The following is a 12000-nucleotide window of genomic DNA, read 5'->3' as shown; positions in this document are numbered from 1 at the left end:
CCGCAGCCGGGAGGTCAGCAGCAGCCCGGCCGGGCTCCCGGCAGCGTCCGCCTGTTCCGCGCCTCCTTGTTGCGCGCGGCCAGCAGCTCGTCGGCGGGATAGCCGACCTCCTCCAGCGTCAGCCCGTGCGGCCGTACGACATGCACGGCCGAGTCGCGTACGCCGGCGGCGAGCACCTTGCCCGGCCACTCGGGCCCCCGGTGCGCGTCCCCCACGAACAGCAGCGCCCCGATCAGCGAGCGCACCATGTTGTGGCAGAAGGCGTCGGCCCGGACGGTCGCCGTGATGACCCCGTCGTCCCCGCGCACGAGGCTCAGCTGCTGGAGCGTACGAATGGTGGTCGCGCCCTCCCGCTTCTTGCAGTAGGCGGCGAAGTCGTGCTCTCCGACGAGCCGTTCGGCGGCCTCGTTCATGGCGTCGACGTCCAACGGCCAGTCGTGCCACAGGACATGGCCCCGCAGCAGCGGATCGACGCCCCCGGGGTTGTCCGTGACGCGATAGGCATACCGCCGCCAGATCGCCGAGAAACGGGCGTTGAAGCCGCTCGGCGCCTCGGTCAGGGACCACACCCGCACATCCTTGGGCAGCCGCCCCGCGAGCCGCTTCAGCAGCTTCTCGCGGTGCTCCGCCCACAGCTCCCCGGGCAGATCGACATGGGCCACCTGCCCCCGGGCATGCACCCCGGCATCGGTCCGCCCGGCCACGGTCAGCTCGTACGTCGTCTCCCCGGAACGCGTCACCGTCCGCAGGGCGTCCTCGATCTCCCCCTGCACGGTCCGGCGCCCCGCGGCCTGCTTGGCCCACCCGGAGAACTCGGTCCCGTCGTACGACAGGTCGAGCCGCACCCGGACGAACCCGGGCTCCACTTCGTCACTCACCCACAGATCCTTTCCAGAAACGCGAGAACGGGCCCGCCCCCGAAGGGACGGGCCCGCTCACAGCAAGGCAGAGCCTCAGGCGTCCTTGGACTCGTCCTCGGCCTCGGCCGGCTTCGCGTCCTCGACGACCTCGTCGGACTTGGCCTCGACGGCCTCGTCCTTCTTGACGGAGTCTTCCTTGACGGCACGCTTGGTCGCCGCCTCGGCCTCACCGGTGGCCTCCTGGGCCACGGTCAGGGCCTCCACCAGCTCGATGACAGCCATGGGCGCGTTGTCGCCACGACGGTTACCGATCTTGGTGATACGGGTGTAGCCACCCGGGCGGTTCTCGTAGCGCGGGCCGATCTCGGTGAAGAGCGTGTGCACGATGCTCTTGTCCGTGATCACCGCGAGCACCTGACGGCGGTTGTGAAGGTCACCCTTCTTCGCCTTGGTGACCAGACGCTCCGCGTACGGGCGCAGGCGACGGGCCTTCGCCTCGGTGGTGGTGATGCGGCCGTGCTCGAAGAGCGACTTCGCGAGGTTCGCGAGGAGCAGCTTCTCGTGCGCGGCGCTGCCGCCCAGACGGGCACCCTTGGTGGGCTTCGGCATGGTGTCTCTCCTAGCTGTCTGCCCCGGCCGTATCAGGTACCAGGGTCAGTATCCGAGCAGGCGGTTACCTGTCAGAGATCCAGACCCCCGAAGGGGCCTGGAAGGGGCGCGGGGCGGAGTCAACATGCGACTCCGTCGCGTGGGCGCGATCAAGCACAACGCACCCGCACCCGAAAACGGAGCGTCGGGCCCGAGCTCTTAGTACTGCTCGGTCTCGACGAAGCCCGCGTCCGCGTCGTCGTCGGCGCCAAAGGCGTCGGCAGCGGCGGTCGGGTCGAATCCGGGCGGGCTGTCCTTGAGGGCCAGGCCCATGCCGGCCAGCTTCGCCTTGACCTCGTCGATGGACTTCGCACCGAAGTTACGAATGTCGAGGAGGTCGGCCTCGGAGCGGGCGACGAGCTCACCCACGGAGTGGATGCCCTCACGCTTGAGGCAGTTGTACGACCGAACGGTGAGCTCGAGCTCCTCGATCGGCAGGGCGAGATCAGCGGCGAGGGCGGCGTCCGTGGGGGACGGGCCCATGTCGATGCCCTCGGCGTCGATGTTGAGCTCGCGCGCCAGACCGAACAGCTCGACCAGGGTCTTACCGGCCGACGCCATGGCGTCACGCGGACGCATGGCCTGCTTCGTCTCGACGTCGACAATCAGCTTGTCGAAGTCGGTGCGCTGCTCGACACGGGTCGCCTCGACCTTGTACGTGACCTTCAGCACCGGCGAGTAGATCGAGTCGACCGGAATACGCCCGATCTCCTGACCCACCTGCTTGTTCTGCACGGCGGAGACGTAGCCGCGACCGCGCTCGACGGTCAGCTCCATCTCCAGCTTGCCCTTGCCGTTGAGCGTGGCGAGGACGAGGTCGGGGTTGTGCACCTCGACACCGGCCGGGGGCGCGATGTCGGCGGCGGTGACCAGACCCGGGCCCTGCTTGCGCAGGTACATCACGACCGGCTCGTCGTGCTCCGAGGAGACGACCAGCTGCTTGATGTTGAGGATCAGGTCGGTGACGTCCTCCTTGACGCCCGGCACGGTGGTGAACTCGTGCAGAACGCCGTCGATCCGGATGCTGGTGACAGCCGCACCAGGGATCGAGGAGAGGAGAGTACGACGCAGGGAGTTGCCGAGGGTGTAACCGAAGCCCGGCTCCAGCGGCTCGATCACGAACCGGGAACGGAACTCGTCGACGACCTCTTCGGTCAGCGACGGGCGCTGAGCAATAAGCATGAAGGAGTCCTTCAGTCATGGGCACCCACTATTTGATGCCCTTGATCACTACAAGGGTACGGGCGGCATGGCCCCGAAAGGCCATACCGCCCGAAACCTAAGACAACCGTGCGTCAGACGCGGCGGCGCTTGGGCGGACGGCAGCCGTTGTGCGGGGTGGGGGTGACGTCCTGGATGGAGCCGACCTCGAGGCCAGTGGCCTGGAGGGAGCGGATCGCGGTCTCGCGACCGGAGCCCGGGCCCTTGACGAAGACGTCGACCTTGCGCATGCCGTGCTCCTGCGCGCGACGGGCAGCCGACTCGGCAGCCATCTGCGCGGCGAACGGCGTGGACTTGCGCGAGCCCTTGAAGCCGACGTGGCCGGCGGAGGCCCAGGAGATCACGTTGCCGGTCGGGTCCGTGATGGACACGATCGTGTTGTTGAACGTGCTCTTGATGTGCGCGTGGCCGTGAGCGACGTTCTTCTTTTCCTTGCGGCGCACCTTCTTGGCAGCGCCCTGACGACCCTTGGGGGGCATCTATAACTCCTACGGGGAGGTGGTCGGTCCTACAGCGAAGACCGCTGGTTCGCGGTGGTCCGGGGCGGGCCCGGATTTCCGCAGCGTCCGCTGAGGACTACTTCTTGCCCGGCTTCTTCTTACCGGCGATGGCGCGACGCGGGCCCTTGCGGGTACGAGCGTTCGTGCTGGTGCGCTGACCGTGAACGGGCAGGCCACGACGGTGACGCAGACCCTGGTAGCAGCCGATCTCGACCTTGCGGCGGATGTCGGCCTGCACCTCGCGACGGAGGTCACCCTCGGTCTTGAAGTTGGCGTCCACGTACTCGCGGATCTTGACCAGCTCTTCTTCGGAGAGGTCACGAACGCGGGTGTTCGGGTTGACGCCGGTGTCAGCCAGCGTCTTCTGCGAGAGGGTCCGGCCGATGCCGAACACGTAGGTGAGGGCAACCTCCACGCGCTTTTCGCGCGGGATGTCAACACCGGAAACGCGTGCCATTCAATGGCTCCAGTTGTCGTTCGGAGGTCTTCCGCAGAACCGGATCCCGCCCGCCGTCGTCTTCTGTCTTGCGAAGATTCGGTACGAACCGGGTCCCCGGCCTCCGACCGGGGGTGTCAGGCCTGATGAGACTCAGCCCTGGGCTCTGCGTATGAACATGTACTGCTTGCGTCGCGCGAAGTATCTGCGGATGCAGAAGGTGGTCGTGCGTCAGCCCTGGCGCTGCTTGTGGCGCGGGTTTTCGCAAATGACCATGACCCGGCCGTGACGGCGGATCACCCTGCACTTGTCGCAGATCTTCTTGACGCTCGGCTTGACCTTCATTGGTGAGGTTCTCCGGGTCAGTGCCACCACCCCGCGAGCGCGGGGCACAGGCAAGATCTACTTGTACCGGTAGACGATCCGGCCACGGGTCAGGTCGTACGGAGACAACTCCACCACGACCCGGTCGTCAGGGAGGATACGGATGTAGTGCATACGCATCTTGCCGCTGATGTGTGCCAGGACCTGGTGGCCGTTCTGGAGCTCGACCTTGAACATGGCGTTCGGAAGAGACTCGACGACAGTGCCCTCGATCTCGATGGCACCTTGCTTCTTGGCCACGCTTCGCCCTTCGAATCGACTACCTTGATCGACTCCGTACGAGCGCATGCAGGCATGCGGGTGCACCAGAGCCGACGAGTCAGTCTACGTCAGCGCACCCGGAAAGACGAATCGAGGAAGTTTGCCCCACAGGGAAGATCCTTAAGCAAGAGGATCGGGCGCAGCCGTGATGCCGTACTCGGCGAGCTTCGCCTTGCCGCCGTCCGGAGCCGTCAGAACCAGGGGTCCGTCCTCGGTCAGCGCGACCGAGTGCTCCCAGTGGGACGACCAGGTGCCGTCGGTGGTGATGACGGTCCAGTCGTCGGAGAGCACCTCCGTCGCCGGGGTGCCGAGGGAAACCATCGGCTCGATGGCGAGGCAGAAGCCGGGGACGAGCTTGGGGCCCTTGCCGCGGCGGCGCTCGACGTAGTTCAGCAGGTGCGGGTCCATGTGCATCTCGGTGCCGATGCCGTGACCGCCGTAGTCCTCGACGATGCCGTACTTGCCGCCGCCGGGCTTGGGCTGGCGGCGGATGTACGTCTCGATGGCGCGGGAGACGTCGACCAGGCGGTTGCCCACCTTCATGGCCGCGATGCCCGCCCACATCGACTCCTCGGTCACCCGGGAGAGCTCGATCAGCTCCGGAGCGTGACCGGAGCCCACGAACGCGGTGTACGCGGCGTCGCCGTGCCAGCCGTCGACGATGGCGCCGGCGTCGATGGAGATGATGTCGCCGTCCTTGAGGACGGTCTTCTCGTCCGGGATGCCGTGCACGACGACCTCGTTGGCCGAGGTGCAGATCGTCGCGGGGAAGCCGCCGTAGCCGAGGAAGTTCGACTTGGCGCCGTGCTCGTCGAGCACCTTGCGCGCCACCTCGTCGAGGTCCTTCGTGGTGGCGCCGGGCACCGCGGCCTCACGCGTGGCCGCATGGATGGCGGCGACGACCAGGCCCGCCTCACGCATCTTGGCGATCTGCTCGGGGGTCTTGATCTGCACCATGGGGGCCTGCGCTCTCCGTCTTCTCCGTGAATCAACCGGCTACCTGCACAACACTACGGCCGCGACGCCCCTCAAGGGCACCGCGGCCGGAGCAGCGTTCACTACTACTTGCTGGCCACCAGGCGCTTGAGCGCCTCCATGGCCCGTACGGTGACGTCCTCCACCTTGCCGAGCGCGGAGATCGTGACGACCAGGTTCTGGGCCCGGTAGTAGTCGATGATCGGCTCGGTCTGGGTGTGGTAGACCTCGAGGCGCTTGCGGACGGTCTCCTCGGAGTCGTCGTCGCGCTGGTACAGCTCGCCGCCGCAGACGTCACAGACGCCGTCCTTGACCGGCTTCTTGTACTCCACGTGGAAGACGTGGCTCGAGTCCTTGCGGCAGACCCGGCGGCCGGCGATGCGCTTGACCACCTCGTCCTCGGGGACCTCCAGATCGAGGACCGCGTCCAGCTTCATACCCTCGGCCTTGAGCATCTCGTCCAGCGCCTGGGCCTGCGACACATTCCGCGGGAAACCGTCCAGCAGGAAGCCGTTCTCGGCGTCCGGCTGCTCCATGCGGTCCTTCGCCATCGCGATGGTGACCTCGTCCGGGACGAGGTTGCCCGCGTCCATGTACGACTTCGCCAGCTTGCCGAGCTCCGTCTGCTGGCTGATGTTGGCGCGGAAGAGGTCGCCCGTGGAGATGTGCGGGATCGACAGGTTCTTGGCGAGGAACGCGGCTTGCGTTCCCTTACCGGCACCCGGCGGCCCGACGAGGACGATTCGCATCAGCGGAGGAACCCTTCGTAATTACGCTGCTGAAGCTGACTCTCGATCTGCTTCACCGTCTCGAGACCGACACCCACGATGATCAGGATGCTGGTGCCACCGAACGGGAAGTTCTGGCTTGCCCCGAAGCCAACCAACGCCATCGTCGGTACGAGAGCGATCAGGCCCAGATACAGCGAACCCGGCCAGGTGATCCGGTTGAGTACGTAGCTCAGGTACTCAGCGGTCGGCCTGCCAGCCCGGATGCCCGGGATGAAGCCACCATACTTCTTCATGTTGTCGGCGACTTCCTCGGGGTTGAACGAGATCGCCACGTAGAAGAACGCGAAGAAAACGATCAGAAGGAAGTACGTGGTGATGTAAATCGGGTGGTCGCCCTTGGTCAGGTTCTGCGTCACCCAGGTCTTCCAACCCGGGTTGCCGCTGGAGAACTGCGCGACCAGCGCCGGGATGTAGAGCAGCGACGACGCGAAGATGACGGGAATCACACCCGCCTGGTTCACCTTCAACGGAATGTAGGTGGACGTGCCGCCGTAGGACCGGCGGCCGATCATGCGCTTCGCGTACTGGACCGGAATGCGGCGCTGAGCCTGCTCGACGAAGACCACCAGGCCGACCATGACCAGGCCGACCGCGATGACGGTGAAGAACTCGATCCAGCCGTCGGCCAGCGTGCCCTGCTTCTTGATGGCCCACAGCGCGGACGGGAACGTCGCGGCGATCGAGATGAACATCAGGATCGACATGCCGTTGCCGATACCGCGGTCGGTGACGAGCTCACCGAGCCACATGACGATGGCCGTGCCGGCGGTCATGGTGATGACCATGGTGATGGTCGTGAAGATCGCCTTGTCCGGCACGATGCTCTGTCCGACGGTGCAGCCGCTGAAGAGCGCGCCACTGCGGGCGGTCGCGACGAGACCGGTGCCCTGCAGGATGGCGAGGGCGACCGTCAGATAACGGGTGTACTGCGTGATCTTCGACGTGCCGGCCTGACCCTCCTTCTTGAGGGCTTCCAGACGCGGGATCACCACGGTCAGAAGCTGCAGAATGATGCTCGCGGTGATGTACGGCATGATGCCGAGAGCGAAGATCGTGATCTGCAGCAGCGCGCCACCGCTGAACATGTTGACCAGACCGAACAGACCCTGGTTGCCCGAGGCCTCGTCCACACACCTCTGGACGGCCGTGTAGTTGACGCCCGGGATCGGGATGTGGGTGCCGACCCGGTACACCACGATGATGGCGAGTGTGAAGAGCAGTTTCTTGCGCAGGTCGGGCGTCCTGAACGCCCGGGCGAACGCGGTGAGCACGGTGCCTCCTGCGACCCCCGCGCAACTGCGTCAGAGGTGACGGTCTTGAGGTTCGACGAATGAATGGGGTCAACTTCCGCCCGGCAACGCGCCGCACGCAAGCTGGCAGTGCAGGCCACCTTACCGGCGAGACCGCCCCCCTTGGAACGACCAACCGGGGATGCCCCTTTTGTGGGGCATCCCCGGTTGGGATCGCTCAAGTCATCGAGACGCCTGACTGGATCAGACGAGCTCGGTGACGGTACCGCCGGCGGCGGTGATCTTCTCCTTGGCGGAGCCGGAGACGGCGTCGACCGACACCTGCAGCGCCACGGAGATTTCGCCCTGGCCGAGGACCTTGACGAGGCTGTTCTTGCGAACGGCACCCTTGGCGACGAGCCCCTCGACGGTGACCTCGCCACCCTCCGGGTACAGCGACGCCAGCTTGTCGAGGTTCACGACCTGGAACTCGGTCTTGAACGGGTTCTTGAAGCCCTTGAGCTTCGGGAGACGCATGTGGAGGGGCATCTGGCCACCCTCGAAGCGCTCCGGAACCTGGTAACGGGCCTTCGTGCCCTTGGTACCACGACCAGCCGTCTTACCCTTCGACGCCTCACCACGACCCACTCGGGTCTTGGCGGTCTTGGCGCCCGGGGCGGGACGGAGGTTGTGGATCTTGAGCGGGTTGTTCTCCGCCATGATCAGTCGACCTCCTCGACCGTCACGAGGTGACGGACATGGCGAACCATGCCGCGGAACTCGGGGCGGTCCTCCTTGACGACCACATCGTTGATCCGCTTGAGGCCAAGCGAACGAAGGGTGTCACGGTGGTTCTGCTTGCTGCCGATGTACGACTTCGTCTGCGTGATCTTGAGCTGAGCCATGATTACGCACCCGCTCCCGCACGTGCACGCAGCAGAGCCGCGGGGGCGACGTCCTCGAGGGGCAGACCACGGCGAGCCGCGATCTCCTCGGGACGCTGCAGGCCCTTGAGGGCCGCCACGGTCGCGTGCACGATGTTGATCGCGTTGGACGAGCCGAGCGACTTCGACAGGATGTCGTGAACGCCGGCGCACTCGAGCACAGCACGCACCGGGCCACCGGCGATAACGCCGGTACCGGGGGAAGCAGGCTTGAGCAGGACGACGCCCGCGGCCTTCTCGCCCGTGATCGGGTGCGGGATGGTGCCCTGGATACGGGGGACCTTGAAGAAGTGCTTCTTGGCCTCTTCAACACCCTTGGCGATCGCGGCCGGCACCTCCTTGGCCTTGCCGTAACCGACACCGACGGTGCCGTCACCATCGCCCACTACGACAAGCGCAGTGAAGCTGAAGCGACGACCACCCTTCACAACCTTGGCGACGCGGTTGATCGCGACTACGCGCTCAACGTACGCGGTCTTCTCGGCGGCAGCAGCGCCGCCGTCACGGCCCTTCCGGTCCCGCCGCTCGCCGCCACCGGCACCGCTTCCGCGGCGCTGGGGTCCAGCCATTGGATTACCTCTCTCTTTTTCCGCTAGCTACGCAGCGACCGAAGTCGCTAGCGCGACGGGCGACTCAGAACTTGAGTCCGGCTTCGCGGGCGGCGTCCGCCAGAGCGGCAATGCGCCCGGCGTACTGGTTACCACCACGGTCGAACACGACAGCCTCGACGCCCGCGGCCTTGGCGCGCTCGGCGACCAGGGCGCCGACCTTGCCGGCCTGCGCGGACTTCTCGCCCTCGCCGCGGATCGACGTGTCCAGGGTCGACGCCGACGCCAGGGTGTGACCCTTAACGTCGTCGATGACCTGGGCCACGATGTGGCGGTTCGAACGCGTCACGACCAGGCGCGGACGCTCAGCCGTACCCGAGATGTGCTTACGGATCCGGATGTGACGACGCTTGATGGCAGCACGCTTGTAAGCGTCGCCCTTAGCAATCTTGACACCGTATGCCATGGCTTACTTACCCGCCTTTCCGACCTTGCGCCGGACGACTTCGCCCTCGTACTTGACGCCCTTGGCCTTGTACGGGTCGGGCTTGCGCAGCTTGCGGATGTTGGCCGCAACCTCGCCGACCTTCTGCTTGTCGATTCCCTCGACCGAGAAGTGCGTCGGGTTCTCGACCTTGAACGAGATGCCCTCGGGCGCCTCGACCGTGATCGAGTGGCTGTAGCCGAGCGAGAACTCCAGGTTGGAGCCCTTCGCCAGGACGCGGTAACCGACACCGCTGATTTCGAGCTTCTTCACGTAACCCGTGGTCACGCCGGTGATCATGTTCGCCACCAGCGTGCGGGACAGGCCATGGAGGGCCTTGTTCTGACGCTCGTCGTTCGGGCGGGTGACATTGAGAATGCCGTCCTCGCCCTTAGCGATCTCGATCGGCGCCGCAATGGTGTGGGAGAGAGCGCCCTTGGGGCCCTTCACCTGGACCGTACGGCCGTCGATGGTGACGTCCACGCCGGCGGGAACCGTGATGGGGAGCTTGCCAATACGCGACATAGCTGTTTCCTCCGTTCCCTTCCGCTACCAGACGTAGGCGAGAACTTCTCCGCCTACGCCCTTCTTGCCGGCCTGCTTGTCGGTGAGGAGACCGTGCGACGTGGAGATGATTGCCACGCCGAGGCCACCGAGCACCTTGGGCAGGGAGGTGGACTTCGCGTAAACCCGGAGACCGGGCTTGGAGATCCGCTTGATGCCCGCGATGGAGCGCTCACGGTTCGGGCCGAACTTCAGCTCGAGGACGAGGTTCTTGCCGACCTCGGCGTCCTCGACCTTCCAGCCCGTGATGAAGCCCTCCTGCTGGAGGATCTCCGCGATGTGCGACTTGATCTTGCTGTGTGGCATCCCCACGGAGTCGTGGTACGCCGAGTTCGCGTTACGCAGACGCGTAAGCATGTCTGCGATCGGATCAGTCATGGTCATGAATTGGCCTTCGGCCTCTCTCGCCGGGGTTTCCAGTGCGCCATCCCTCTCCCCACTCAGTGGCGGGACGGGTGCGGTGCGGGGACCTACGGCGTAGTAAGTCGTACGGGCGGCAGACGCCCAACCCTCCTAGCCTAAGCCATGGAGAGCGGGGCCCCTGCCAGACCCTTTACTTACCGAGAGCTTCGGGGAATCCCAACTAGGGGATTACCAGGAGCTCTTGGTCACGCCCGGCAGCTCGCCACGGTGAGCCATCTCACGAAGGCAGACGCGGCACAGGCCGAACTTGCGGTACACGGAGTGCGGGCGGCCGCAGCGCTGGCAACGGGTGTAGCCACGCACACCGAACTTGGGCTTACGAGCAGCCTTGGCAATCAGAGCCTTCTTCGCCATCTCGCTTACGCCTCCTTGAAGGGGAAGCCGAGGTGACGGAGAAGGGCACGGCCCTCAGCGTCGTTGGTCGCCGTGGTGACCACGGTGATGTCCATACCCCGGACGCGGTCGATCTTGTCCTGGTCGATCTCGTGGAACATGACCTGCTCCGTGAGACCGAAGGTGTAGTTGCCACGGCCGTCGAACTGCTTGGGGGACAGACCGCGGAAGTCGCGGATGCGCGGCAGCGCGAGCGACAGGGTGCGGTCCAGGAACTCCCACATGCGGTCGCCACGGAGCGTGACGTGGGCGCCGATCGGCTGGCCCTCACGCAGCTTGAACTGCGCGATGGACTTGCGGGCCTTGGTGATGGCCGGCTTCTGACCGGTGATCGTGGTCAGGTCACGGACGGCACCGTCCATGAGCTTCGAGTCACGGGCGGCGTCGCCGACACCCATGTTGACCACGATCTTGACGAGACCGGGGGTCTGCATGACGTTCTCGTACGAGAACTCTTCCTGCAGCTTGGCCGCGATCTCCTCGCGGTACTTCGTCTTGAGACGCGGAGTGGTGGTGGTAGCCATCAGATGTCCTCACCCGTCCGCTTGGCAACGCGGATCTTGTTGCCCTCGTCGTCGAAGCGGAAACCGACGCGCGTGACGACCTTGTTGCCGTCCTTCTCCACGACGAGCTGAACGTTGCTCACGTGAATGGGGGCTTCGGTGGTCACGATGCCGCCGGCCTGCGAACCGCGAGCGGTGGGGCCGGCCTTCGTGTGCTTCTTGACCCGGTTGACACCCTCGACCAGGACGCGCTCGTCGCGCGGGTAAGCGGCAATGACCTTGCCCTGCTTGCCCTTGTCCTTGCCGGTGATGACCTGAACCGTGTCACCCTTCTTGATCTTCATGCTTACAGCACCTCCGGCGCGAGCGAGATGATCTTCATGAACTTCTTCTCGCGCAGCTCACGGCCGACAGGGCCGAAGATACGGGTGCCGCGAGGGTCGCCGTCGTTCTTCAGAATGACGGCGGCGTTCTCGTCGAAGCGGATGTACGAGCCGTCGGGACGGCGGCGCTCCTTGACGGTGCGAACGATGACCGCCTTGACGACGTCACCCTTCTTCACGTTGCCACCGGGGATCGCGTCCTTCACGGTGGCGACGATGACGTCACCGATGCCCGCGTAGCGGCGACCGGAGCCACCGAGCACACGGATGCAAAGGATTTCCTTCGCACCAGTGTTGTCGGCGACACGCAGTCGCGACTCCTGCTGGATCACGTCTATCTCCTGATTGTCTGCCGGTTCCCGGAGCGGGGGCGCTTGTTACGGCGTCCCCGCCCCGAGCCTGGCGGAACGAACCTGAGGGAAACCCCTCAGGCTGTGTCTTTGGAATCCCCTT

General features: G+C 65.6%; 20 protein-coding genes. All 20 read right to left on the bottom strand.

Going from position 1 to position 12000, the window contains the following annotated elements; all coding sequences use genetic code 11:
- Positions 1–14: 14 nt before the first annotated feature.
- The 20 genes from truA to rplN all read right to left on the bottom strand — a co-directional run bounded on the left by truA (position 15) and on the right by rplN (position 11879).
- Positions 15–878, bottom strand: a complete 864-nt coding sequence (truA, locus tag ACFWM2_RS22660) for a tRNA pseudouridine(38-40) synthase TruA (RefSeq protein ID WP_383282668.1) — start codon at positions 876–878, stop codon at positions 15–17.
- Between the two features lie 75 nt (positions 879–953).
- On the bottom strand, positions 954–1469 hold the full coding sequence (gene rplQ, locus ACFWM2_RS22655; RefSeq protein ID WP_383282665.1) for a 50S ribosomal protein L17: 516 nt from the start codon (positions 1467–1469) through the stop codon (positions 954–956).
- Positions 1470–1667: 198 nt separating this feature from the next.
- Positions 1668–2690, bottom strand: coding sequence for a DNA-directed RNA polymerase subunit alpha (locus tag ACFWM2_RS22650; protein WP_003966937.1), 1023 nt, complete (start codon positions 2688–2690; stop codon positions 1668–1670).
- A 113-nt stretch (positions 2691–2803) separates the two neighbouring features.
- A complete protein-coding gene (gene rpsK / locus ACFWM2_RS22645; protein WP_003948617.1) occupies positions 2804–3208 on the bottom strand; it encodes a 30S ribosomal protein S11 in 405 nt (134 codons plus the stop codon).
- Positions 3209–3305: 97 nt separating this feature from the next.
- Positions 3306–3686: a 30S ribosomal protein S13 gene (gene rpsM, locus ACFWM2_RS22640; protein WP_383282662.1), complete on the bottom strand. Its 381-nt coding sequence runs from the start codon at positions 3684–3686 to the stop codon at positions 3306–3308.
- Positions 3687–3896: 210 nt separating this feature from the next.
- Complete coding sequence (gene rpmJ / locus ACFWM2_RS22635) at positions 3897–4010, bottom strand: 50S ribosomal protein L36 (RefSeq protein WP_003998809.1); 114 nt, start codon at positions 4008–4010, stop codon at positions 3897–3899.
- 57 nt (positions 4011–4067) lie between these two features.
- A complete protein-coding gene (infA, locus tag ACFWM2_RS22630) occupies positions 4068–4289 on the bottom strand; it encodes a translation initiation factor IF-1 (RefSeq protein ID WP_003948620.1) in 222 nt (73 codons plus the stop codon).
- 141 nt (positions 4290–4430) lie between these two features.
- Positions 4431–5267 carry a type I methionyl aminopeptidase gene (gene map / locus ACFWM2_RS22625; RefSeq protein WP_383282659.1) on the bottom strand — a complete coding sequence of 279 codons (837 nt, stop codon included), beginning with the start codon at positions 5265–5267 and terminating at the stop codon, positions 4431–4433.
- 104 nt (positions 5268–5371) lie between these two features.
- Positions 5372–6034 (bottom strand): adenylate kinase, encoded by a 663-nt coding sequence (locus tag ACFWM2_RS22620; RefSeq protein ID WP_383282656.1) that lies wholly within the window; start codon positions 6032–6034, stop codon positions 5372–5374.
- On the bottom strand, positions 6034–7347 hold the full coding sequence (gene secY, locus ACFWM2_RS22615; protein WP_383282653.1) for a preprotein translocase subunit SecY: 1314 nt from the start codon (positions 7345–7347) through the stop codon (positions 6034–6036). Before secY ends, ACFWM2_RS22620 begins: the two co-directional genes overlap by 1 nt.
- 222 nt (positions 7348–7569) lie before the next feature.
- The gene (gene rplO, locus ACFWM2_RS22610; RefSeq protein WP_383282650.1) at positions 7570–8025 is read right to left on the bottom strand and encodes a 50S ribosomal protein L15; all 456 of its coding nucleotides are present in this window, start codon (positions 8023–8025) and stop codon (positions 7570–7572) included.
- Positions 8026–8027: 2 nt separating this feature from the next.
- Entirely contained in the window at positions 8028–8210 is a 183-nt protein-coding gene (rpmD, locus tag ACFWM2_RS22605) for a 50S ribosomal protein L30 (RefSeq protein WP_383282647.1), read from the bottom strand.
- A 2-nt stretch (positions 8211–8212) separates the two neighbouring features.
- Positions 8213–8818, bottom strand: coding sequence for a 30S ribosomal protein S5 (gene rpsE / locus ACFWM2_RS22600; protein ID WP_006376045.1), 606 nt, complete (start codon positions 8816–8818; stop codon positions 8213–8215).
- A 64-nt stretch (positions 8819–8882) separates the two neighbouring features.
- On the bottom strand, positions 8883–9263 hold the full coding sequence (gene rplR / locus ACFWM2_RS22595) for a 50S ribosomal protein L18 (RefSeq protein ID WP_383282643.1): 381 nt from the start codon (positions 9261–9263) through the stop codon (positions 8883–8885).
- Positions 9264–9266: 3 nt separating this feature from the next.
- A complete protein-coding gene (rplF, locus tag ACFWM2_RS22590; RefSeq protein WP_383282640.1) occupies positions 9267–9806 on the bottom strand; it encodes a 50S ribosomal protein L6 in 540 nt (179 codons plus the stop codon).
- A 24-nt stretch (positions 9807–9830) separates the two neighbouring features.
- Positions 9831–10229, bottom strand: a complete 399-nt coding sequence (rpsH, locus tag ACFWM2_RS22585) for a 30S ribosomal protein S8 (RefSeq protein WP_383282637.1) — start codon at positions 10227–10229, stop codon at positions 9831–9833.
- Positions 10230–10436: 207 nt separating this feature from the next.
- Positions 10437–10622: a type Z 30S ribosomal protein S14 gene (locus tag ACFWM2_RS22580; RefSeq protein ID WP_003948630.1), complete on the bottom strand. Its 186-nt coding sequence runs from the start codon at positions 10620–10622 to the stop codon at positions 10437–10439.
- Positions 10623–10627: 5 nt separating this feature from the next.
- Positions 10628–11185, bottom strand: a complete 558-nt coding sequence (rplE, locus tag ACFWM2_RS22575) for a 50S ribosomal protein L5 (RefSeq protein WP_148010026.1) — start codon at positions 11183–11185, stop codon at positions 10628–10630.
- Positions 11185–11508: a 50S ribosomal protein L24 gene (gene rplX / locus ACFWM2_RS22570; protein ID WP_383282634.1), complete on the bottom strand. Its 324-nt coding sequence runs from the start codon at positions 11506–11508 to the stop codon at positions 11185–11187. Before rplX ends, rplE begins: the two co-directional genes overlap by 1 nt.
- Positions 11509–11510: 2 nt before the next feature.
- Positions 11511–11879 carry a 50S ribosomal protein L14 gene (gene rplN / locus ACFWM2_RS22565; RefSeq protein WP_003998823.1) on the bottom strand — a complete coding sequence of 123 codons (369 nt, stop codon included), beginning with the start codon at positions 11877–11879 and terminating at the stop codon, positions 11511–11513.
- Positions 11880–12000 lie beyond the last annotated feature (121 nt).

The sequence above is a fragment of the Streptomyces sp. NPDC058371 genome, from assembly GCF_042723265.1.
Classification (GTDB): domain Bacteria; phylum Actinomycetota; class Actinomycetes; order Streptomycetales; family Streptomycetaceae; genus Streptomyces.
The sequence above is the reverse complement of the archived record's forward strand: the minus strand, read 5'-3'. Positions and strand labels throughout refer to the sequence as shown.

Excerpts from the sequence above, each read along its gene's own strand:
- rplQ (WP_383282665.1), bottom strand. The coding sequence starts at position 1,469 with ATGCCGAAGCCCACCAAGGGTGCCCGTCTGGGCGGCAGCGCCGCGCAC.
- ACFWM2_RS22650 (WP_003966937.1), bottom strand. The coding sequence starts at position 2,690 with ATGCTTATTGCTCAGCGCCCGTCGCTGACCGAAGAGGTCGTCGACGAG.
- rpsK (WP_003948617.1), bottom strand. The coding sequence starts at position 3,208 with ATGCCCCCCAAGGGTCGTCAGGGCGCTGCCAAGAAGGTGCGCCGCAAG.
- rpsM (WP_383282662.1), bottom strand. The coding sequence starts at position 3,686 with ATGGCACGCGTTTCCGGTGTTGACATCCCGCGCGAAAAGCGCGTGGAG.
- rpmJ (WP_003998809.1), bottom strand. The coding sequence starts at position 4,010 with ATGAAGGTCAAGCCGAGCGTCAAGAAGATCTGCGACAAGTGCAGGGTG.
- map (WP_383282659.1), bottom strand. The coding sequence starts at position 5,267 with ATGGTGCAGATCAAGACCCCCGAGCAGATCGCCAAGATGCGTGAGGCG.
- ACFWM2_RS22620 (WP_383282656.1), bottom strand. The coding sequence starts at position 6,034 with ATGCGAATCGTCCTCGTCGGGCCGCCGGGTGCCGGTAAGGGAACGCAA.
- rplO (WP_383282650.1), bottom strand. The coding sequence starts at position 8,025 with ATGGCGGAGAACAACCCGCTCAAGATCCACAACCTCCGTCCCGCCCCG.
- rpmD (WP_383282647.1), bottom strand. The coding sequence starts at position 8,210 with ATGGCTCAGCTCAAGATCACGCAGACGAAGTCGTACATCGGCAGCAAG.
- rpsE (WP_006376045.1), bottom strand. The coding sequence starts at position 8,818 with ATGGCTGGACCCCAGCGCCGCGGAAGCGGTGCCGGTGGCGGCGAGCGG.
- rplR (WP_383282643.1), bottom strand. The coding sequence starts at position 9,263 with ATGGCATACGGTGTCAAGATTGCTAAGGGCGACGCTTACAAGCGTGCT.
- rplF (WP_383282640.1), bottom strand. The coding sequence starts at position 9,806 with ATGTCGCGTATTGGCAAGCTCCCCATCACGGTTCCCGCCGGCGTGGAC.
- rpsH (WP_383282637.1), bottom strand. The coding sequence starts at position 10,229 with ATGACCATGACTGATCCGATCGCAGACATGCTTACGCGTCTGCGTAAC.
- ACFWM2_RS22580 (WP_003948630.1), bottom strand. The coding sequence starts at position 10,622 with ATGGCGAAGAAGGCTCTGATTGCCAAGGCTGCTCGTAAGCCCAAGTTC.
- rplE (WP_148010026.1), bottom strand. The coding sequence starts at position 11,185 with ATGGCTACCACCACCACTCCGCGTCTCAAGACGAAGTACCGCGAGGAG.
- rplX (WP_383282634.1), bottom strand. The coding sequence starts at position 11,508 with ATGAAGATCAAGAAGGGTGACACGGTTCAGGTCATCACCGGCAAGGAC.